We start from the raw sequence: 20,690 nt of genomic DNA, 5'->3' as shown, positions 1-20,690 counted from the left end.
GTCGCGGTAATTCTGGTGGTGCGGGCGATCGCCTCAGCGGGGAATCGTCACGGTGAAGCGGGTGCCGGCCACCGCGTCGGAGGCGACCGTCACGTCGCCGTGGTGCGCGCGGGCGATCTCCCTTGCGATGAACAGTCCGATACCGAGGCTGGTGCTTTCCGTCGCGTCGCCGTCGGCGCCGATGCGCACCAGGGGATCGAAGATGCTGTTGAAGCGGGCGGCGGGGATGGCCGGGCCTTGATTGGTCACGGAAATGGTCACTTCGCGGTCGTCGCCGTGCAATTCGACGACGATCGGACTGTCGGGCATGCCATGCTGGATGGCGTTGCCGACAAGGTTGGACAACATCTGGCCGATGCGCCCCGCATCGCGCGGGCAGTCCAGCCGGGGCGGGGCGTTGAGCACGATCTGGCGCTCGGAATGATAGGTGGGCAGTTCGCCGATGACCTGGTTGCAAATCCCGACGAGGTCGCCGTTTTTGGCATCGATGGGGATGCCCGGGCCGAGGCGGGTGCGTGTGAAATCGATCAGATCGCTGATCAGGCCGGCCATGCGCTTGGCGCCGTTGAACATGCGGGTCGCCGCCAGAACATACTTCGGCGGTATGTCGGACGCTTGCATGATGAAACTGGAACCGCTGGTCAATACGGAAAGGGGATTGCGCAAATCGTGGCCGAGGATCGCCAGGAACATGTCGCGCGACTGCTTGACCAGGTGTTCGTACCTGGCGACCGATTCGGCCAGCGCCTGGTCGACGGCTTCGTTAAACCGGGTCATGTCGTCCATCATCGCGGACGTGTCGCCGACCGTTTCCTTGCTCCACAACGCCAAGACGCTCGAGCGCAGCGCGCGGTACTCGGAGACCAGTTGGACCACCGTGTACCCCGACAGCAGGCGGGCCTCGGCGTGCGTTTCGGCGGCCGTGTCGCCGGCGCCGCGGTCGCCCCGGCCCTCGGACTTTTCCACGCGCTCGTGCTCGGATTGCATGGTTTCCAGGTCGTGTGCGAAGGCGATCAGCATCTGGTGCGCGTGGTCGCGCAGTTCGACGTCATCCATCGTCAGGGCGGGCGGCTCCACCGTGCGGGCGAAATCCTCCCACGCTTGCAGCAGGGGCTCGATATTGTCGCGGATAAACGACGAGAGAGTGTTTGCGGTCATTTGGTTCGTGCCTCAGGTTGCCCGAGTCCGCGCCAGCCGCATCGAAAGGGAATTTCGATTGTAGCATCGGCGCCAGCGCGGTTGGGTGCGGTAGCTAACCAACGGCGGGCGGGCAGGCCATCCCGACCGCTTGATGCGGTTGAGCGTAAAATGGCGGCCTTGTCGCCGCCGGGCGTGTTTGGAACATTGGATATGCAGGAGATGAAGGCCGTCGCGCCGTTTCGCACCGACCTGGTACGCTGGCGCCAGCTGGTCACGCCCGGTTGGCTGGCGGCGCTGGCCGCCGGCGGGGAGGTGGAGGCGCCGCCCGCACCGGGCTGGCGTCTGTTCGAGGTCGGCTGCGGTTGCGCGGCGCTGTACGAGCACGCGCACATTCCCGGGGCCGCGTACATCGACACCCGCGCGTTCGAAGCGGAACCGTTGTGGAACAAGCGCGCCGACGACGTGGTGCTGGCCCTTTTGCTGTCGCGCGGGATACGCCACGACACCACCGTCATCCTCTATGGGCGTAACAACCTGGCGGCCGCGCGGCTGGCGCATCTGCTGTTGTACGCGGGCGTCGCGGATGTGCGTCTGCTCGACGGCGGTTTCGCGGCGTGGGAGGCCGGCGGCCACGCCTGCGCGCAGGGACCGGTCCGTTTGGGCGCCGGCGACGCGGCCGCGGATTTCGGCGTCCCTTTCCCCGCCCATCCGGAATATCTTATCGGTACGCCCCGGGCGCGGGCGTTGCTGTCGGCGGCCGATGGCGCGCTGGTCAGCATCCGCAGCGAGGCGGAGTTTCTTGGCAAAGTGTCCGGCTACAGTTATATCGCGGCGCGCGGGGATATTCCCGGCGCGCGCTGGGGCCGGGCCGGGGCCGATGGCGACGTCAACAGTATGAGCGCCTACCACCTTGCCGATGGACGCATGAAGCCGGCCGCCGAGATTGTCCTGCAATGGCGGGAGCACGGCATCGTCGAGGGTTTGCGGATCGGGTTTTATTGCGGCACGGGTTGGCGCGCCTCGATGGCGTTTTTTTATGCCTGGTTGATGGGCTGGCCGCGTATCAGCGTGTACGACGGGGGCTGGCTGGAGTGGAGCACGGCGGGCGGGCCGGATATTTGCCCGATTGATCCGGATCAAACTTTGGGCCGGTAGCGAATGCTAACGTGGGGTCTTCCTCCCCAAGTCCTATCATGCATGTTCTCGACATCACCATGTACTACGCCGAAGAAGGCGGCGGCATCAGCAGCTATCTCAACGCCAAGTCCAGCTGGCTTGCGCGCGACGGCCACGCGCGCCATACGATACTCAGCCCGAGCGTACGGCGTTGCGGCCTGGCGCCGTCGGTCATCGCCTTGCCCGGCATCGCGATTCCTGGCATAAACGGTTACCGCCTGCCGCGCTCGTTGCGCACGCCGGCGCGCATCGCCCAGCGCTGCCGGCCCGATCTGCTGGAGGTCGGCGACGCCGGACCGTGCGCGCTGGCCGCGCTGCGGGTGCGGCGCCGGCTGCGCGTGCCGCTGATCGGCTTTTATCATTCCGATTTGCACGCGCTGGTGGGCGAGCGTTTCGGTCCGCGCGCGGCCGCCATCGCCGCCAGGTATCTGCGGCATGTCTATCAGCAGTTCGACCTGGTGCTCGCGCCGAGCCGGCTGATGGTGCATCGGCTGGACCAACTGGGTGTGACGGACGCCGTGCACCAGCCGCTGGGTGTGGACACCGACATATTCAGTCCGGCGCGGCGCGATGCGGGATTGCGCGACCGTCTCGGCCTGTCCGCCGGAGCCCGGCTGCTGGTCTACGCGGGCCGCTTCACACCCCAGAAAAAACTGGGCGTGCTGATCGAGGCGGTGCGGCGACTCGGCCGTCCGTATCACTTGCTGCTGATCGGCGGCGGCGGCGCGTTGCCGGCTTCACCCAACAGCACCATACTGCCGTTCGAGCGCGACCCCGGCCGGCTGGCGCGGCTGTTGGCCGGCTGCGATCTGCTGACCCATCCCGCCGACGGCGAAACCTTCGGCCTGATCGCGCTGGAGGCGATGGCCTGCGGCCTGCCGGTGCTGGGCACGGGCGGCGGCGTGGCCGAGCTGATCGACCCCGGCACGGGCCTGGTGGTGCGGCCCGACTGCGCGAACAGTCTGAGCGACGGCATCGCGGCGCTGTTCGGCTCGGACATGGCGCGGCTGGGCGCCAACGCCCGCCACAAGGCGTGCGCGCATTTCGACTGGAACCGCGTCATGCCGCAACTGATGGAGCGCTACACCGGTTTGCTGGCGTCGCGGCGGCGGGCCGTACCCGATGCGGAGGGCTGTCTTGCCGACTGAGCGCAAGGCGCTGTGCGTCTCGATCCACGACGTGGCGCCGGCCACCTGGCCGGCCTGCCAGCGCTTGCTCGCGGCGATAGGGGAGGTGGCCGATATTCCGCTGACCTTGCTGGTGGTGCCGTGCTATCACGGCCACGACCGCGCGGACCCCGGTTACGAGGCGATGCTGACGGCGTTGCTGGCGCGCGGCCACGAACTGGCGCTGCGCAAGGCGCCGTTTTCCTACACCACCACCTGGACCCATTTCCACCTGCTGTCGCCGCGGCGGCGCATCTGGTCGCCCAGCCTGGTCTACGCGGCGCGCAACCGCAGCGGACGCCAGCTGTCGCCGCGTCTGGCCGTGGCGCAGGCGGCGTGCATGGGGGCGGCCGGGCTGGTGCGCCTGGGCTTGCATCCGGCCGACGCCGCGCATCCGGCGCTGCTGCGCCACGCCCAGCATCTGCTGGGCGCTTTGCTGGAGTCGCGCGCGCCGATGACGAAGTCGGCGTTCGCGCGGCGGAGCCGATCAGTTTGATGATTTTTCCGTTCGGTGCCGTAAGAACGCTCCGGTGCCCTCTACAATGGGAGCGATGAAAACACCACTCAGCGCGCTTCTGTTCCTTTCGTTCGCCGCCGCGCCGGCGTTCGCTACCAACTATTACGTCGCCCCCGGTGGCAGCGACAACGCCGCCGGCACGCAAGCGGCGCCATGGGCCTCGATCGCGCGTGCGCAGACCCAGGCCCAGGCCGGCGACACCGTCTACTTCCGTGGAGGTAAGTATGCGTATACGGCCGGCGTCGAGGTCTGCGCCAGCAGGACGGCGATCGTCAACGCCATTACGCTCAACAAGAGCGGAAACGCCGGCCAGCCGATCCGCTACTGGGCGTATCCGGGCGAGACGCCGGTGTTCGATTTTTCCGCGATGAAGGATGATTGCCGCGTCAAAGGTTTCAATGTCACGGCCAGCTGGGTCCACCTGAAGGGGCTGGAAGTGACCGGCGCGCCGCAGCAACCGGGCAACCGCTTGAACCACGAGTCGTGGGGCGTGTGGAACAGCGGCAGCAACAACGTTTTCGAGCTGCTCAACCTGCACCACAACATGGGGCCGGGCTTGTTCATCCAAAACGGTTCCAACAACCTGGTGCTGAACAGCGATTCGCATCACAACTACGATCCGTACACGTCCAACGGGGCCGGGCAGAGCGCCGACGGCTTCGGCGCGCACGTCAAGGCCAACCAGCCGGGCAATGTGTTCCGGGGTTGCCGCGCGTGGATGAACACCGATGACGGGTTCGACCTGATCAACGCGTTCTCGCCGGTGACGATAGAAAATTCGTGGGCGTGGCAGCATGGTTATTTGCCGGGGACGACCACGCCGCTGGCGGCGGGCAATGGCAACGGCATCAAGGCCGGTGGTTATGGTGGCGCGTATGTCGCCAACGGCGTCAAGCACACGGTGCGGTTTTCGGTGGCGTTCGCCAACAAGGCGGCGGGCTTTTATGCCAACCACCATCCGTTGGCCATTGATTTCTTTAACAATACGTCGTTCGGCAACGGGGTGAACTACAACATGCTGGGGATCGCGCCGGATGGTTCGGCGGTGAACTTCGGCAACCTGCGCAACAACCTGGCGTACAAGGGCACGGCGACGTCGAATACGGCGGGTTTGGATATGACGAATAATTCGTGGACGTTGCCGGTGCAGATCAGCGACGGCGATTTCGAGGATGTGTCGGCCAGCGGCTGGGACGCGCCGCGCCAAGCGGATGGCAGCTTGCCGGTGTTGCGCAGTTATCGTTTGCGCCCGACCAGCGATTTGATCGGCAAGGGCGTCAATGTCGGCTTGCCGTTCAATGGGGCGGCGCCGGATCTGGGGGCGTTCGAGTCGGCGCAGTGATGGCCTTCCTCGGAGACACGTAGGGCGGATTAGCGAAGCGTAATCGGCCCTACGTGTCTCCGGGGTGTTTCTACTTCATTGGGCCGCCGATGACGCCGGGCGGCCCCTCCAACATTAATCGACCAGCTTTGCAGCCAGCTGCTGCACCTTGGCCGGATCGGCTTTCACCGCCACGGCGATCGCGCGGCCGTAGTTGGCGTCGGCCTTCTGGAAGTACGACAGCATCGCGTACTTGACGCCATCATCCTTCACCTGACCCAGATCGCCCGCCAGGTTGCTGACCAGATTGGCCTGCTGCTGCGCGTTCAGCGAACGGTAGAAATCCCCCGCCTGCGCGAAGTTGAGCGTCTTCGTGATACGGGCCTGCTGCGTCGTGCCGCTCAGCGGCAGTTGGCTGGACTTGTATTCGGCGTTGTCGGCCAGCGGCGCGTGCGCGCTGGGCTGGTAGTTGACTTCGCCTTTGCGGGCGCCGCTGTTGGCCGCGCCGTCCTGGTTGTAGTTGGCGGCGGGCGTGCGCGGACGGTTGATCGGCAGTTGCAGGCCGTTGGCGCCGAGGCGGTGCAGCTGCGTGTCGGCGTACGAGAACAAACGGCCCTGCAGCATGCGGTCTTCCGACGCTTCGATGCCCGGCACCAGGTTCGACGGCGCCATCGCCGATTGCTCGGTCTCCAGGAAGACGTTGTCCGGATTGCGGTTCAGGGTCATCGTGCCGATTTTGGTCTCCGGCACGCTGGTCGGCCAGATCTTGGTGGCGTCAAGGCCGTTGAAGTCCAACTTGGCCAGTTGTTCCGGCGTCATCACTTGCACGTACAAATCCCATTTCGGGAAGCGGCCTTCCTTGATGGCGGCGATCAGGTCGCCCGTCATGTGGTTGAAGTCGCGGCCCTGGATCTCCGACGCCTCTTTGGCGGTCAGCGTTTTTTCACCCTGCAGCGATTTCCAGTGGAACTTGACGTAGTTGACCTTGCCCTTGGCGTTGACGAATTTATACGCGTGGACGCTGTTGCCGTCCATTTCGCGGTAGCTGGCGGGGGTGCCCTGGTCCGAGTACACGCGGGTCAGCATGTGGGTCGCTTCCGGCTGGTGCGAGAAGAAGTCGAAGAAGCGGTTCGGGTCCTGCACGTTGGTGTCCGGCGACGGCTTGAGCGAGTGCACCATGTCCGGGAACTTGATGGCGTCGCGGATGAAGAAGATCGGCAGGTTGTTGCCGACCAGGTCCCAGTTGCCTTCCTTGCTGTAGAACTTGGTGGCGAAGCCGCGCGGGTCGCGCAAGGTTTCCGGCGAGTGGTTGCCGTGGATGACGCTGGAGAAGCGCACGAACACCGGCGTTTCCTCGCCCGGCTTGAAGACGGCCGCGCGCGTGATGTCGGAGATGTCCTTGCTGGCGACGAAGACGCCGTGGGCGCCGGTGCCGCGCGCGTGCACCACGCGCTCGGGCTGGCGCTCGCGGTCGAAGCGCTGCAGTTTCTGGATCAACTGGACATCCTGCAGCAGGACCGGGCCGTTGGGGCCGGCCGTCTGGGAGTTCTGGTTGTCGCCGATGGGCGCGCCGTTGTCGCGCGTCATGACGGTGGCGGGGGCGGATGTGGCTTGGGCGGCGGCGTTGCCGATGCCGGCCGCTGCCGTCAAGGCCAGGGCGGCCAGACGACAGGCGAGCTGTGTCGATTTCATGGGTATCTCCCTTTGATGTGTGAAAGCAAACCTTAACGGTTGCGACACAATTATCAAAATCAATTATTTGTATGAAATCGATAGATTTTTCTTATATGAAACCTTTCGGTTACAAAACAGTCTCTGTAGGAAATGTCTCAACGCTTGCGGCCGCTGCTGGCGAATTGTTCGATCTTGCGCGTGGCGCCCGAAACGATCAGCAGGTCGTCCGGCAGCACATGGGTTTCGGGCAGGCCGTGCTGGAAGTCCTCGCCGGGGCGCTTGACGCCGACCACGGTGACGCCGAATTTCTCGCGCACGTGCGACTGCGCCAAGGTCATATTGTGCGTCAGGTTCGGCGCGCGGATCTTGGCGATGGCGAAGCCGTCGTCGAACTCGATGTAGTCCATCATGCGGCCGGTGATCAGGTGCGCCACGCGCGCGCCCATGTCGGCCTCCGGATAGACGATGTGGTGGGCACCCACCCGCCTGGCGATCTGGCCGTGCTCCGGCGTCAGCGCCTTGACCCAGATATCCTTGATACCCAGCTCCGTCAGCACCATCAGCGACATCAGGCTGGCCGCGAGGTCGGTGCCGATGCCGACGATCGCGTGCGAGAACTCGGCCACGCCCAGTTGGCGCATCACGTCCTCGTTGGTGGAATCGGCCTGCACCGCGTGGGTCAGCTTATCGGCCCACAGCTGCACCAGCTCCGTGTCGCGGTCGATGCCCATGACGTCGTGGCCCATGCGCATCAGCGCCTCGGCGACGGCGCCGCCGAAGCGGCCAAGGCCGACGACGACGATGTTGTCGCTGTTCGGGAATGAGATCTGTTCCGTGAAAATTTTACCCAACAATTGGATGCTCCTCGGGATAACGATAGGGCAGGCGGCGCTCGCCCAGTACCAGCGACGCCGCCAGGGTGACGGTGCCGACCCGGCCCAGGAACATCAGCAGGGCCAGGGTCAGTTGGCCGGCCGGCGGCAGGCCGGGGGTGATGCCGGTCGATAGTCCGGCCGTGCCGAACGCCGCCACCACCTCGAAAATAATCCGGTCGGTCGGGAAGTCGGAGACGTGCAGCAGCACCAGGGTGCCCAGGGCCACCATGCCGCAACCCAGCACGACGACCGTGATGGCCTGGCGCTGCGCCGACGCGCCCAGGCGCCGGCCGAAGGCTTCGGTGTCGCGGAAGCCGCGCACCTCGGCGATCACCAGCAGCGCGAGGATGACGATGGTGCCGACCTTGACGCCGCCGGCGGTACTGGCGCTGCCGCCGCCGACGAACATCAGGAAGTAGTGCAGCGCCCACGATTCCGGCGTCAGCGCGGCGATATCGACGGCGTTGAAGCCGGCCGTGCGCGCCGCCACCGACATGAAGGAGGCCGACAGCAGCTTGTCGCCCAGGCCCATGGCGCCGAGCGTGCGCTGATTGTGCCATTCGAACAGCAGCACGCCGAGGAAGCCCAGGGCCAGCAGCACGCCGGTGCCGAGCAAGGTGAGCTTGGTGTGCATCGACCAGTGGCGCGGGTCGCGCAGCTTGAGGCGCAGGTCGTGCAGCACCGGGAAGCCGATGCCGCCGGCGACGATGGCGATCATCAGCGGCGCCAGGATCAGGGCGTCGCCGGCGTAGCGCGTCACGCTGTCGGCATGGATCGAGAAGCCGGCGTTGCTGAACGCCGACACGGCGTGGAAGGCGCCGCTCCACACGGCCTGCGGCCAGGCCAGGTCGTAGGCGAAATGCATGCGCAGGGTGAGCAGGGTGGCGATCAGCAGCTCGGAGGCGAAGGTGACCACCAGCACCAGGCGCGCCACGCTGGTGACGTCGCCCAGGCCCAGCGTGCGGGTCTCCATCTGGCTGATCAACTTGGTGCGCAGTCGCGGCGAGTCGTTGACCAGCAGTCCAAGCAGGGTGGCGGCGGTCATCATGCCGAAGCCGCCGAACTGGAACAGCGCCATGATGACGCCCTGGCCGAAGCCGGACCAGTAGGTGCCGGTGTCGACCACCGTCAGGCCGGTCACGCAGACGGCGGAGACCGACGTGAAGAAGGCCACCAGCCAGGGCGCGCCTTGGCCGCCGGTTTGGGAGAACGGCAGCATCAATAACGCCGTGCCGAAGGCGATCACCATCAGAAAGGCCAGCGCCACGGCGCGCGCGGGATGAAGCACGGATCGCATCGGTGTTTAAGTCGCAGTGTCAGGTTGTTCCGGGTGGGGAAGGCGATGCAAGTCGCATCGGCGTCGGCGCGGCTCGATTATACGTGACGCCGGGCGTGGCCGATCCCATGCTGGACGGATGTGCGCGGCAGTGGCATGCTTGGAGGTCTTCCAGATCGATACGGGGTGGTGATGCGGTATTTCAGCGGCGCGGCTTTTTTTTCAGGGTGGTTGAAGGCGCGCGCGTGGCTGGTTGTTTTTCTGGCATGGTTGGCTTTCGAGGCGCTGTGCGTGCCTGCCGCCGCCGAGCAAATGTCGTTGCGCCATTACGGCCAGGCCGACGGCTTGGCCAACCAGGCCGTCACCGCCATCGCCCAGGACGGCGCCGGTTACCTTTGGGTGGGCACGGAGAACGGCTTGTTCCGCTTCGACGGCGCGCGCTTTTTCCGCTATGGCAAGCGTGACGGCTTGCCGGCGGCGTTCATCACCGCGCTGACCACCGATGCCGCCGGCCGCCTGTGGATCGGTACCGACTCCGGCCTGTGCGAGTGGCGGAGCGACGGCTGCGTCGCGGTCGCGGGCCCGGACGGGGCGCCCATCGTGCTGTGGGCCGGACAGCGCTTCGCCCGTCAGGGCGACGACACGCTGCTGGTGGTGGGCAAGCGCGAGCTGTTGGAGGTGCGGCCGGCCGGCGCCGGAAAATGGCAATCCCGATATTATTTCAGCGAGGCGCAGCGCCGCGCCAACCCGGAGCTGGCGCAGATCTTCAGCATCGCGGCCGGCCGGGATGGCGCCCTATGGATGGGGTGCGGCAAGCAGATATGCCGTTACGCGGCGGACGGCCTGACCCGCTACGGTCCGCAACAGGGCGTGCCGCCGGCGAAGTGGGGCGCGATCTTCGCCGGCAGGGACGGCGAGATGTGGTTGCGCAGCCAGGATCATATGCTGTCGCTGGCGCCGGGGGCCAGGCGCGCGGTGGCGCATGCGCCGCCCGGCGTGGCGCAGGCCACCGTCAGGCAGTATTTTCCGATGGCCCAGGACAGCGACGGCACGCTGGTGTCGAACAACGATTACGGCCTGCTGCGCGGGGTGCCGGGCGAGTGGCGGGAGTACGGCGCCAGGGAGGGGCTCAAGGCCGACGGCGGCATCTCCGCCATCTTCGCCGACAGCGACGGCGAACTGTGGCTCGGCCTCGCGGGGCGGGGCCTGGCCCACTGGCAGGGTTATCGCAGCGTCGCCAGCTGGACCACCGCGCAAGGGCTGCCCAGCGACGACATCTGGTCGTTCCACCGCTCGGACGACGGCGCGCTCTATCTCGGAACGGGGCGCGGCACGGCGGTCCAGCGGCCCGGCGAGGCGCGCTTCAGCCAGCCGGCGGGCGGCTACGAGGGCGCCGACCATCAAATCGGCACGATCGCTACCGACCGCGCGGGCAATGTGTGGAGCGGCACGTTCTCCGGCGCGCTGGTGCGCCGGGACCGGCTTACGGGACGCGGCGTCCACGTGGCGAAGCTGCCGCTGATCTACCGCCTGTTCGTCGATGCCGCCGGCCGGATCTGGATCGCCACCAACAACGGCCTGTACGTGATCCGGGACCCCGAACATTCGTCGACGCCGCAGCCGGTCGAGGGGCTGCGTTCCTTGCTGGGCGAGCAGAAGGAGGATATCGGGGTGACCGCCATTTGCCAGACCGGCGACGGCACCTTGTGGTTCCTCGCCAGCGACAGGGTGTTGCGGCTGGCGGGCACGCGGTGGAGCGCGCCGAAACTGCCGGGGGTCGTCAACATGCTCAGTTGCGATGCCGGCAACCTGTGGCTGGCCGGTCCGCGCGAGGAGATCATCTGGTACGGGCCGGCAGACGACACGGCCGAGGCGCTGGCGTTGCAGCCGTTGCCGCTGACGGCCACCCCGATGGCGGGCCGCTCGGTGATGTCGATGCATGTCGACCGCCGCCACTGGCTGTGGATCGGCAGCGACGACGGCGTGGCCGTCTGGAACGGCAAGTCCTGGCGCATGCTCAATCAGCAGAGCGGCCTGATTTGGAACGACAGCAACCAGTACGCGGTCTTCGAGGATACCGACGGTTCGATGTGGATCGGCACCAGCAGCGGCGCTTCGCATATCGTTCATCCCCAGGACCTGTTCGCGGCCAGGAAGCTGGCGCTGAGGATCGAGTCGGTCGACTACGACGGCAACCCGCTGGGCGTCGCCAAGGCGCAGATGATCGCCTGGAGCGGCGGTGCGCTGCAGGTCAGGCTGGCGGTGCTGTCGTTCCGCAACCACGAGGCGCTGCGCTACCGCTACCGGCTCAAGGGGCTGGAAAACGGCTGGACCGTCACAGACGGCACGGTCCTTCGCTATCCGGCGCTGGCGCCGGGCAGCTATGTGCTGCAGGTGAGCGCCGAGAACACCATGCTGCAGGCGGCGGCCGGGCCGATCGAGCTGCCGCTGACGATCATGCCGCCATGGTGGCAAAGCGGCTGGTTCTACGCCGGCTGCGCGCTGCTGGCGCTGACCCTGGCCTGGCTGCTGTACCGCTGGCGCCTGCGCGGCATCCTGCGCCGCAGCGCCGAGATGGAGCAGCTGGTGCGCGAACGGACCCTCGAGCTGGAGGCCTCGCGCGAGGAGCACCGCATGCGCTCCCTCAAGGACGGCTTGACCAAGGCCTGGAACCGGGTCGCGATCATGGAGATGATCGGCCAGCAAATCGCCGCCACCGCGCGCAGCGGCGGCAGTTTCATGGTGGTGCTGCTGGACCTGGACCACTTCAAGCGCATCAACGACACCTACGGCCACCTGGCCGGCGACGCGGTGCTCAAGGAATTCGTGCGGCGCCTGTCGGACCGCCTGCGCGGTTCCGACACCGTCGGCCGCTATGGAGGCGAGGAGTTCATCGTGCTGCTGCCAGGGCTGTACGCCGGCGGCGGCGAGCAGCGCATCCGCGACCTGCACCGGGAAATCTGCGCCGATCCGGTTCTGGTGGAGGAGGGCGTCGCCATCGACGTCGCCTGCAGCTTCGGCGTGGTGGCCGGACCGCTGGCCGGCTGCACGCCCGAATCGCTGATCAAACTGGCCGACAAGGCGCTGTACCGCGCCAAGGAAAACGGCAGGAACCGCATCGAATACGCCGAGCGCGAATCCTGAAACGGCGCCGTTGTCCAACTTTCCATACAGGCGGCCCGCGACGGGGCCAGCTTTTCGTCCCACTATCACGTTGCAATCATCATTTCCATAAAGAATTATCATTGAAATCAATGGCTTGAGTGGCTGTTTTTCGGTTTGGCGCACTGGCACAGCCATTGCTATCTACCCGTACCTCGCGGCGCCGCCGGGGGATCAATACGGAGATGATAAAAGTGAAAAAAAAGCGCCCACTAACGCTGTACATCCTGATCGCCATGGTGTTGGGCGTAGCCGTCGGCTACGCGTGCCACCAGGCTTTCCCCGATAAAAAGGCCGCCGCCGACATCGCCGGCCATATCTCGATCGTGACGGACGTGTTCCTGCGTCTGATCAAAATGATCATTTCGCTGCTGGTGTTTTCGACCCTGGCGGTCGGCATCGCGCATCTGGGCGACGGCAAGGCCGCCGGCCGCATCGGCATGAAGGCCATGGGCTGGTTCGTGATCGCCTCGCTGGTGTCGCTGACCCTGGGCATGGTGCTGTCGAACCTGATGCAGCTCGGTACCCATCTGGGCCTGCCGCTGCCACCGATCGACGCCGCCACCGGCCTGAAAACCTCGGCCTTCACGCTCAAGGAATTCGTCAGCCACATGGTGCCGAAGTCGCCGATCGAGGCGATGGCCAACAACGAGATCCTGCAAGTGCTGGTGTTCGCGATCTTCTTCGGCAGCGCCCTGGGCGCGCTGGGACAGTCGGCGGCCAAGCTGACCGCCGGCGTCGATCAACTGGCGCAGGTCATGTTGCGCATCACCGGCAGCATAATGAAGATGGCGCCGCTGGCCGTCTTCGCCGCGATGGCGTCGGTGGTCACCACCAACGGCCTGGGCATCCTGGCGACCTTCGCCAAGTTCATGGGCGGCTTCTATCTGGGCCTGGTGTGCCTGTGGGCGCTGTTGATCCTGGGTGGCTTCGCCTTCATCGGCAAGCGCGTATTCCGCCTGCTGGTGCTGATCCGCGAACCGTTCCTGCTGGCGTTTTCGACCGCCAGTTCGGAGGCCGCCTATCCAAAACTGCTGGTGGCGCTGGACCAGTTCGGCGTGCAGCGCAAGATCTCCAGCTTCGTCATGCCGATGGGGTATTCGTTCAACCTGGACGGCTCGATGATGTACTGCACCTTCGCCGTGCTGTTCATCACCCAGGCCTACGGCATCGACCTGTCGATGGGCACCCAGATCACCATGCTGCTGCTGTTGATGGTGACCTCCAAGGGCATCGCCGGCGTGCCGCGCGCGTCGCTGGTGGTCATCGCCGCCACGCTCAATCAGTTCAACATCCCGGAAGCGGGCCTGCTGCTGTTGATGGGCATCGACCAGTTCCTGGACATGGGCCGTTCCGCCACCAACGCCGTCGGCAACGCCGTGGCCACCGCCGTCGTCGCCAAGTGGGAGGGCGCGCTCGATGAGGAGCAGGCGCCGGTCACGGAGCACGGCAAGGACAGTGTCGCCAATATCCGCGCCGCGTGAATCACCTGAAAAAGCAGGACCACGGAAGTAAGACCACAAAAGTAAGACCACAAAAGTAAGACTAAAAAAGTAATCTCAGGAGATGTAACGATGCAGAAAAATATCATCGGCGCCCTGGCGCTGGGTTTATTGTCGTCCGCCGCGCTGGCGCAATCGTCGGTCACCGTCTACGGTGTCGCCGATGCCGGCCTGCTGGTCGAACGGGGCGCCGCCGCCGGCAATACCACCAAGGTCGGTAGCGGCATCGGCTCGGGCTCGCGCCTGGGCATCAAGGGCAAGGAAGATCTGGGCGGCGGCATGTCGCTAGCCTTCGGCCTGGAGAACGGCAACAACCTCGATACCGGCATCCCCGCCCAGGGTGGGCTGCTGTTCGGCCGCCAGGCCTACCTGTGCCTGACCACCCCGGTGGGCGCGTTCAGCATCGGCCGCCAGTACTCGCCGTTCTACAAAACGCTGAACAACATCGCCGACCCGTTCCAGACCGGCTGGGCGGGCAATTCGCAAAACATCTTCGCCAATAACTCGCGGGTCGACAACTCGGTGGAATACATCACGCCGAAGGTGGCCGGCTTCTCGGCCGATGTCCTGTACGGCTATGGCGAAGTGGCCGGCGACACCAGCAAGAACCGCAGCATCGCCGGCAGCGGCACCTACGAGAACGGCCCCCTGACCCTGGTGCTGGCGCACCAGCAGCGCGACAACGCGCTGGCCACCGCCCGCAGCCGCAACACCATGCTGACGGCGCGCTACCAGTTCGCCAAGCTCACGGTCCACGTGGCGCACGCGCGTAACAAGGACTTGCTTGAAAATGAAAGCAAGGATACGCTGCTGGGCTTCACCGTGGCGCTGCCGGTTGGTACGCTGCTGATGTCGTACATCGATCATAATGACGATTCGCCGCTGCGGCAGGATGCGAAGCAGGGCGCGATCGGCTATCTGTATCCGCTGTCGCGCCGCACGGACCTGTACACCGCCTATGGTCATATCAACAACCGCAACGGCGCCGGTTTCAAGGTCGGCACGGCCACCGATACCGGCACCGGCACGACTGGATTCAACCTCGGTGTGCGGCATGTGTTTTAATAGCCGGGGTTCGAGCGCGGCTTGAGGTAATTTACGAGGGGATTATGGCGGCAGTACCATCGCAGACGGTTCCACCATCGCGGCCGGGCCGGCGGCTTTGGAGGCGACTCACGCTGTGGGTGCTGCTGCTGGCCGCCTGTCTGGCGCTGGCGATTTTTTGCTGGCGCTGGGCCGAGAACGCGGCCATCGAACGGCTGCGCCTGTCCGGGGCGCAGCGGCTCGACGGCTATGCCCTCAGCCTGGAGAACCTGCTGGCCAAGTACGACTTCCTGCCCGGCACCCTGGAGCTGAACAAGGACGTCATCGCCTTGTTGCAGCAACCCGGCGACGACGCGCTGCGCGGGGAAGTCAACGAATACCTGGAGAAGGTCAACCGCCTCTCCAAATCCACCACCATCTACATCGTCAATCTGCAGGGCGTGACGCAGGCGTCGAGCAACTGGCGCGAGCGCGATAGCTTCGTCGGCGACGACGTCTCGTTCCGGCCCTACGTGCGCGACGCGCTGCGCCGCGAGCCGGGAGGTTTCTATGGCGTCGGCACCACGCGCGGCGAGCCGGGTTACTTCTTCGCGCACGGGATTTACCACAACGGCCGCATGCTGGGCGTGGCCACGGTCAAGGTCAATATCGAGAAACTGGAAAAGGGCTGGGTGCAGGGCGCCGACAAGGTGTTGCTGGCGGACGCGCACGGCGTGGTCTTCCTGACCTCCGTCCCCGAATGGAAATACCGCACCCTGGCGCCGCTGGCGCCGGCGGTGCGGCAGGAACTGGAGGCGTCGCGCCAGTATTTTTCGCACGCGCTGACGCCACTGGGCATGCGCGAGGTGCGCCGCATCGATGGTGGCGCCAGCATCATCGCGGTGCCCGACGCGGCCTCCGACGCCGGGCCGCGTTCGAACATGGTGAGCCAGGCCCGCTCGCTGGCGCCGCGCAAATGGCAGTTTGTGTACCTGTCCGATCTCGCGCCGGCCCGGGCCAGCGCGCGCAATGTGTTCTTGTTCGCCTTGCTGGTGCAGGCCTTGCTGGTGATGCTGGTGCTGTACGCGCGCCAGCGCCGCCGCCTGGGCCTGCAGCGGTTGCGCGCGCGCGAGGACCTGCAGCGCGCCTACGACAACCTGGAGACGATGGTGGCCGAGCGCACCTCCAGCCTGCAGCAGATGACGCACAACCTGAGCGAGGAGAATATCGTGCGCCGCAAGGCCGAACAAAAGCTGCGCCAGGCCCAGAGCGAACTGGTTCAGGCGGCGAAGATGGCGGTGCTGGGGCAGATGTCGGCCGGGATCACGCATGAACTGAACCAGCCGCTGACGGCCCTGCGCACGATGGCCGACAACGCCAAGGTGCTGATCGAGCGTGACCGGCTGGAGGAGGCCAAGACCAATCTGGCGACGATCTCGCAGCTGGTCGGGCGCATGGGACTGATCACCGGCCAGTTGCGCCAGTTCGCGCGCAAGGCCGACGCCAGCCTGCGGCCGGTGCCGGTGGCGGCCGCCATCACCGCCGCGCTGTTCCTGGTGGAGCGGCGGGTGGAGCGCGAGCGCGTCAACTTCCGCATGTCGATGCGCAGCCAGGATGTGCACGCGCTGTGCGACAGCAACCGCCTGGAGCAAGTGCTGGTCAATCTGTTTAACAACGCGCTCGACGCGATGGCGGACAGCGAGGCGCGCGAGCTGACCGTCAGCGTCGAGCGCACCGACGAACGCGTGATGATCGGCGTGGCCGACACCGGCCCTGGCATTCCGGAAGACATCCGCGCCCATTTATTCGAACCATTTTTCACCACCAAGCCGCAGGGGCAGGGCCTTGGACTTGGGTTGGCCATCTCCGAGCAGATCGTGCGCGAGTTCGGCGGCATGCTGAGGGTCGAGGCCGGAGGTGGCGGCGGGGCCAGCGCCGGTGCAAAATTTATCATTGAATTACCGCTTGCGGAGCAGGAGACTATAGATGTATGAAGCGATGAAAGTACTGTTGGTCGAGGACGACGCCACCGTGCGCGCGGGCAGCGCGCAGGCGCTGGACCTGGCCGGGTTCCAGGTCGAGGCCTTTTATGCGGCCGAACAGGCGCTGGCGAAGGTCACCCCTGGCTTCGCCGGCGTGGTCGTCACCGATGTGCGCCTGCCCGGCATGAGCGGGCTCGATCTGATGGCGGCGGTGAAGGCCATCGACGCCCAGTTGCCGGTGGTGCTGGTGACCGGCCATGGCGATATCACGATGGCGGTCAACGCCATGCGCGACGGCGCCTATGACTTCATCGCCAAGCCGTATTCGTCGGAGCAGCTGTCCGAGGTGGTGCAGCGCGCGCTGGAGACGCGCCGCCTGACGCTGGAGGTGGCCGCGCTGCGCCACCGCATCGAGCATGGCGTCGGCATCGAGGCCACCTTGCTGGGCGACTCGGCGCCGATGCGCGATCTGCGCCGCCTGATCCTGGACCTGGCCGACGAACCGGCCGATGTGCTGATCTACGGCGAGACCGGCACCGGCAAGGAAATGGTGGCGCGATGCCTGCACCAGTACAGCCGCCGCCACAAGCGCAATTTCGTCGCGCTCAATTGCGGCGCCATTCCCGAGAATATCTTCGAGAGCGAGGTATTCGGCCACGAACCGGGCGCCTTCACCGGCGCCGGCAAGCGCCAGGTCGGCAAGATCGAACACGCCGATGGCGGCTCGCTGTTCCTCGACGAGATCGAGAGTTTGCCGATGTCGTTGCAGGTGAAGATGCTGCGCGTGCTGCAGGAGCGCTACGTCGAGCGGCTCGGCTCCAACAGCCAGGTGCCGGTGGACGTGCGCGTGATCGCCGCCGCCAAGGACGATTTGAAGGAACTGTCGGATCAGCAGAAATTCCGCAGCGATTTATACTACCGCCTGAATCTGATCGTGCTCAATCTGCCGCCGCTGCGCGAGCGGCGCGAGGATATTCCGCTGTTGTTCGAGCACTTCCTGCTCGGCGCGGCGGCGCGCTACAAGCGCCCCGCGCCGCCGGTTCCGGGGCCGTTGATGCAATCGCTGATGGCGCACGACTGGCCGGGCAATGTGCGCGAACTGCGCAACATCGCCGAACGTTTTGTGCTGGGATTGTCGAGCGGCGCCGACGGCCTGCTGTCGGCGCGCAGCCTGGCGCCGTTGCCGCTGGCCGAGCAGGTGGGCTGCTTCGAGCGCGCCGTCATCGAGCAGGAGCTGCGCAAGGCCGGCGGTAGCGTCAGCGAGGTCAGCGTGGCGCTGGCGGTGCCGAAGCAGACGCTGTACTACAAGATGCAAAAGTACGGTTTGACCTCGGACGTGTATAAATAAACGCCGGGGACGTCTGCATGATTGTGCGGATTTCGTCATTCTTTGTGATTTGCCGGCGCAAGACGCAGGGCGCCGAGCGGCGTATATTATTGGATAACATCGTCTATTCAGGATAACCATGCGCGCCTCGTCACCGTTCCGTCACCGTCGATTGATCCTGCAGGGTGCCGCCAGTCTCGGGTTGATATCCGGGTGGAGCGCCAAGGCCAATGCCGCCGGCGCGGCGGCACCGGCCACCGGTGCTGGCGCAACCACCGCGCCTTCCACCCCGTCGTCCGCCACCGCGGTGCCCATGTCGGACGTGCGCCTGCTGCCGTCCTTCTACGCCGACGCGCTGCAGGCCAACCAGTCCTACCTGCTACGGCTCAGCGCCGACCGCTTCCTGCACAACTACCACCTGTTCGCCGGACTGCCGGTCAAGGGCAAGATCTATGGCGGCTGGGAGTCGGACACCATCGCCGGCGAGGGCCTGGGCCACTACCTGTCGGCGCTGTCGCTGATGCACGCGCAGAGCGGACTGCCGGCGCTCAAACCGCGCATCGACTACATCGTCGCCGAACTGGCGCGGGTGCAGAAGGCGCAGGGCGACGGCTACGTCGGTGGCTTCATGCGCAAGCGCAAAGACGGCAAGGTGGTCGACGGCAAGGAGATATTCCCCGAGATCATGCGTGGCGAGATACGCTCGGCCGGATTCGACCTGAATGGCTGCTGGGTGCCGTTGTATAACTGGCACAAGGTGTTCGCCGGCCTGTTCGACGCCCAGACCTACGCCGGCAACGCGCAGGCGCTGCAAGTGGCGACGGGACTGGCCGGCTACATGGCCAAGGTCTTCGACGCCTTGAACGACGAACAGCTGCAGCAGGTGCTGGCGTGCGAACATGGCGGCATCAACGAGAGCTTCGCCGAACTGTACGCGCGCACCGACGACGAGCGCTGGCTGAAGGTCGCGCGGCGACTGTACCACCACAAGGCGCTGGCGCCGCTGGCCGAAGGCCGCGACGAACTGGCCAACCTGCACTCGAACACGCAGATTCCCAAGCTGATCGGCCTGGCGCGCCTGTATGAACTCAAGGGCCAACAGAGCGACGCCGACACCGTCAAGTTTTTCTGGAAGACGGTGACGGATCACCACAGCTATGTCATCGGCGGCAACGGCGACCGCGAATATTTTTCCGGTCCCGACACCATCGCCACCCACATCACCGAGCAGACCTGCGAAGCCTGCTGTAGCTACAACATGCTGAAGATGACGCGTCATCTGTACAGCTGGTCGCCGGACGCCGCCTATTTCGACTACTACGAGCGCACGCACCTGAACCACATCATGGCGCACCAGAATCCGCGCACGGGCATGTTCACCTATATGACGCCGCTGATGTCGGGCGTGGCGCGCGAGTATTCCAGTGAGGAGAACGACTTCTGGTGTTGCGTGTTGTCCGGCATCGAGAGCCACTCCAAGCATGGCGACTCGGTGTATTGGGAGAACCGCGATACGCTGTTCGTCAACCTGTACATTCCGTCGCTGGTGAAGTGGCGGCACGCGGCGGCCACGCTGGAGATGACGACGCGCTATCCCTTCGAGGGCGAGATCGACATCAAGGTCAAGCGCCTGGCCGGCCAGCGCTATTACACGCTGGCCCTGCGCATCCCGGCCTGGGCTTCCGGACATACCCTGCTGGTCAACGGCAAGCCGCATGCCGCCACCAAGGACAAGGGCTACTTGTTCGTGCGGCGCCGCTGGCGCGCCGGCGACAGCGTGCGATTGACCTTGCCGCTGGAGCTGCGCCTGGAATCGGCAGCCGGCAACGACAAGGTGGTGGCGCTGTTGCGCGGACCGATGGTGCTGGCCGCCGATTTGGGCGCGGCCGACAAACCCTTCGACGGCCTGGCGCCGGCGCTGGTCGGCGCCAATATCCTGGCCTCGTTCAAGGAGGCCGACAAGGTGAAGGCCGTGTACCGCACGGTCGGCAGCGGGCGGCCCGGCGATATGAAATTCACCCCGTTCTTCGCCCAGTACGACCGTCGCGCGGCGGTGTACTTCAACGCTTACAACGAGCAGGAATGGGCGGCCTCGGAGGCGGCGTTCCGAAAGGAGGAGGCGCGCCTCAAGGATCTGGCCGACCGTTCGATCGACGTCATGCACCTGGGCGAGATGCAGCCGGAGCGCGACCACGACCTGCAATCGGATATCTCGTATCCGGTGTCCTATCGCGGCCGCATGGGCCGCGACGCCCGCACCGGCGGCTATTTCAGCTTCCGTATGAAGTGCGGACCGGGGCAGCTGGTGCTGCAGGCCAGTTACTGGGGCGAGGAGCGCAACCGCGATTTCCACATCAGCATCGACGGCGAGCGGGTGGCGCGCGTCAAGCTCGATGGCAGCCATCCCGGTGAGTTCATCGACCGCGATTACGTGCTGCCGGAGCGTCTGACCAGCGGCAAGAGCAGCATCGTGGTCCGCTTCGATCCGGAGCCGGGCCACACGGCGGGACCGGTGTTCGGCGCGCGCTTGTACGTGCGGCGCTGACCGA

Annotated in this window: 14 protein-coding genes; 10 read left to right on the top strand and 4 right to left on the bottom strand. The window is 65.8% G+C overall.

Going from position 1 to position 20,690, the window contains the following annotated elements:
- Window positions 1–33: 33 nt before the first annotated feature.
- Window positions 34–1,158, bottom strand: coding sequence for an ATP-binding protein (locus tag AC07P1_RS22440; protein ID WP_494697916.1), 1,125 nt, complete (start codon window positions 1,156–1,158; stop codon window positions 34–36).
- Between the two features lie 150 nt (window positions 1,159–1,308).
- Here AC07P1_RS22440 and AC07P1_RS22435 point away from each other — a divergent pair, with 150 nt between their 5' ends.
- The 4 genes from AC07P1_RS22435 to AC07P1_RS22420 are packed head-to-tail and all read left to right on the top strand — an operon-like array spanning window position 1,309 to window position 5,341.
- On the top strand, window positions 1,309–2,295 hold the full coding sequence (locus AC07P1_RS22435; protein WP_494697915.1) for a sulfurtransferase: 987 nt from the start codon (window positions 1,309–1,311) through the stop codon (window positions 2,293–2,295).
- 38 nt (window positions 2,296–2,333) lie between these two features.
- The gene (locus AC07P1_RS22430; RefSeq protein ID WP_494697914.1) at window positions 2,334–3,464 is read left to right on the top strand and encodes a glycosyltransferase; all 1,131 of its coding nucleotides are present in this window, start codon (window positions 2,334–2,336) and stop codon (window positions 3,462–3,464) included.
- Complete coding sequence (locus tag AC07P1_RS22425; protein ID WP_494697913.1) at window positions 3,454–3,978, top strand: hypothetical protein; 525 nt, start codon at window positions 3,454–3,456, stop codon at window positions 3,976–3,978. Before AC07P1_RS22430 ends, AC07P1_RS22425 begins: the two co-directional genes overlap by 11 nt.
- Window positions 3,979–4,033: 55 nt before the next feature.
- Window positions 4,034–5,341 (top strand): right-handed parallel beta-helix repeat-containing protein, encoded by a 1,308-nt coding sequence (locus tag AC07P1_RS22420; protein WP_494697912.1) that lies wholly within the window; start codon window positions 4,034–4,036, stop codon window positions 5,339–5,341.
- 114 nt (window positions 5,342–5,455) lie between these two features.
- Here the strand turns inward: AC07P1_RS22420 and AC07P1_RS22415 are convergent, their stop codons facing one another.
- The 3 genes from AC07P1_RS22415 to AC07P1_RS22405 all read right to left on the bottom strand — a co-directional run bounded on the left by AC07P1_RS22415 (window position 5,456) and on the right by AC07P1_RS22405 (window position 9,166).
- Window positions 5,456–6,907 (bottom strand): catalase, encoded by a 1,452-nt coding sequence (locus AC07P1_RS22415; protein WP_494697934.1) that lies wholly within the window; start codon window positions 6,905–6,907, stop codon window positions 5,456–5,458.
- Between the two features lie 242 nt (window positions 6,908–7,149).
- Window positions 7,150–7,848: a potassium channel family protein gene (locus AC07P1_RS22410; RefSeq protein ID WP_494697911.1), complete on the bottom strand. Its 699-nt coding sequence runs from the start codon at window positions 7,846–7,848 to the stop codon at window positions 7,150–7,152.
- On the bottom strand, window positions 7,838–9,166 hold the full coding sequence (locus AC07P1_RS22405) for a TrkH family potassium uptake protein (protein ID WP_494697910.1): 1,329 nt from the start codon (window positions 9,164–9,166) through the stop codon (window positions 7,838–7,840). Before AC07P1_RS22405 ends, AC07P1_RS22410 begins: the two co-directional genes overlap by 11 nt.
- A gap of 171 nt (window positions 9,167–9,337) precedes the next feature.
- Here AC07P1_RS22405 and AC07P1_RS22400 point away from each other — a divergent pair, with 171 nt between their 5' ends.
- From AC07P1_RS22400 to AC07P1_RS22375, 6 genes are all read left to right on the top strand, one after another.
- On the top strand, window positions 9,338–12,289 hold the full coding sequence (locus AC07P1_RS22400) for a ligand-binding sensor domain-containing diguanylate cyclase (RefSeq protein ID WP_494697909.1): 2,952 nt from the start codon (window positions 9,338–9,340) through the stop codon (window positions 12,287–12,289).
- 212 nt (window positions 12,290–12,501) lie between these two features.
- Entirely contained in the window at window positions 12,502–13,791 is a 1,290-nt protein-coding gene (locus AC07P1_RS22395; RefSeq protein WP_494697908.1) for a dicarboxylate/amino acid:cation symporter, read from the top strand.
- 90 nt (window positions 13,792–13,881) lie between these two features.
- On the top strand, window positions 13,882–14,874 hold the full coding sequence (locus AC07P1_RS22390; RefSeq protein WP_494697907.1) for a porin: 993 nt from the start codon (window positions 13,882–13,884) through the stop codon (window positions 14,872–14,874).
- Between the two features lie 44 nt (window positions 14,875–14,918).
- Window positions 14,919–16,826 carry a sensor histidine kinase gene (locus AC07P1_RS22385; protein WP_494697906.1) on the top strand — a complete coding sequence of 636 codons (1,908 nt, stop codon included), beginning with the start codon at window positions 14,919–14,921 and terminating at the stop codon, window positions 16,824–16,826.
- Window positions 16,819–18,162: a sigma-54-dependent transcriptional regulator gene (locus AC07P1_RS22380; RefSeq protein ID WP_494697905.1), complete on the top strand. Its 1,344-nt coding sequence runs from the start codon at window positions 16,819–16,821 to the stop codon at window positions 18,160–18,162. The genes AC07P1_RS22385 and AC07P1_RS22380 overlap by 8 nt, the downstream gene beginning before the upstream one ends.
- A gap of 118 nt (window positions 18,163–18,280) precedes the next feature.
- Complete coding sequence (locus AC07P1_RS22375) at window positions 18,281–20,686, top strand: beta-L-arabinofuranosidase domain-containing protein (RefSeq protein ID WP_494697904.1); 2,406 nt, start codon at window positions 18,281–18,283, stop codon at window positions 20,684–20,686.
- Window positions 20,687–20,690 lie beyond the last annotated feature (4 nt).

This window comes from Duganella sp. GW821-FHT07F09, from assembly GCF_059418705.1.
This window is presented reverse-complemented; position numbering and strand designations above follow the sequence as displayed.

Bases quoted from the DNA above. Each gene is read 5' to 3' on its own strand.
- AC07P1_RS22440 (WP_494697916.1), bottom strand. From the start codon at position 1,158: ATGACCGCAAACACTCTCTCGTCGTTTATCCGCGACAATATCGAGCCC.
- AC07P1_RS22435 (WP_494697915.1), top strand. From the start codon at position 1,309: ATGGCGGCCTTGTCGCCGCCGGGCGTGTTTGGAACATTGGATATGCAG.
- AC07P1_RS22430 (WP_494697914.1), top strand. From the start codon at position 2,334: ATGCATGTTCTCGACATCACCATGTACTACGCCGAAGAAGGCGGCGGC.
- AC07P1_RS22420 (WP_494697912.1), top strand. From the start codon at position 4,034: ATGAAAACACCACTCAGCGCGCTTCTGTTCCTTTCGTTCGCCGCCGCG.
- AC07P1_RS22415 (WP_494697934.1), bottom strand. From the start codon at position 6,907: ATGACGCGCGACAACGGCGCGCCCATCGGCGACAACCAGAACTCCCAG.
- AC07P1_RS22405 (WP_494697910.1), bottom strand. From the start codon at position 9,166: ATGCGATCCGTGCTTCATCCCGCGCGCGCCGTGGCGCTGGCCTTTCTG.
- AC07P1_RS22400 (WP_494697909.1), top strand. From the start codon at position 9,338: ATGCGGTATTTCAGCGGCGCGGCTTTTTTTTCAGGGTGGTTGAAGGCG.
- AC07P1_RS22390 (WP_494697907.1), top strand. From the start codon at position 13,882: ATGCAGAAAAATATCATCGGCGCCCTGGCGCTGGGTTTATTGTCGTCC.
- AC07P1_RS22385 (WP_494697906.1), top strand. From the start codon at position 14,919: ATGGCGGCAGTACCATCGCAGACGGTTCCACCATCGCGGCCGGGCCGG.
- AC07P1_RS22380 (WP_494697905.1), top strand. From the start codon at position 16,819: ATGTATGAAGCGATGAAAGTACTGTTGGTCGAGGACGACGCCACCGTG.
- AC07P1_RS22375 (WP_494697904.1), top strand. From the start codon at position 18,281: ATGCGCGCCTCGTCACCGTTCCGTCACCGTCGATTGATCCTGCAGGGT.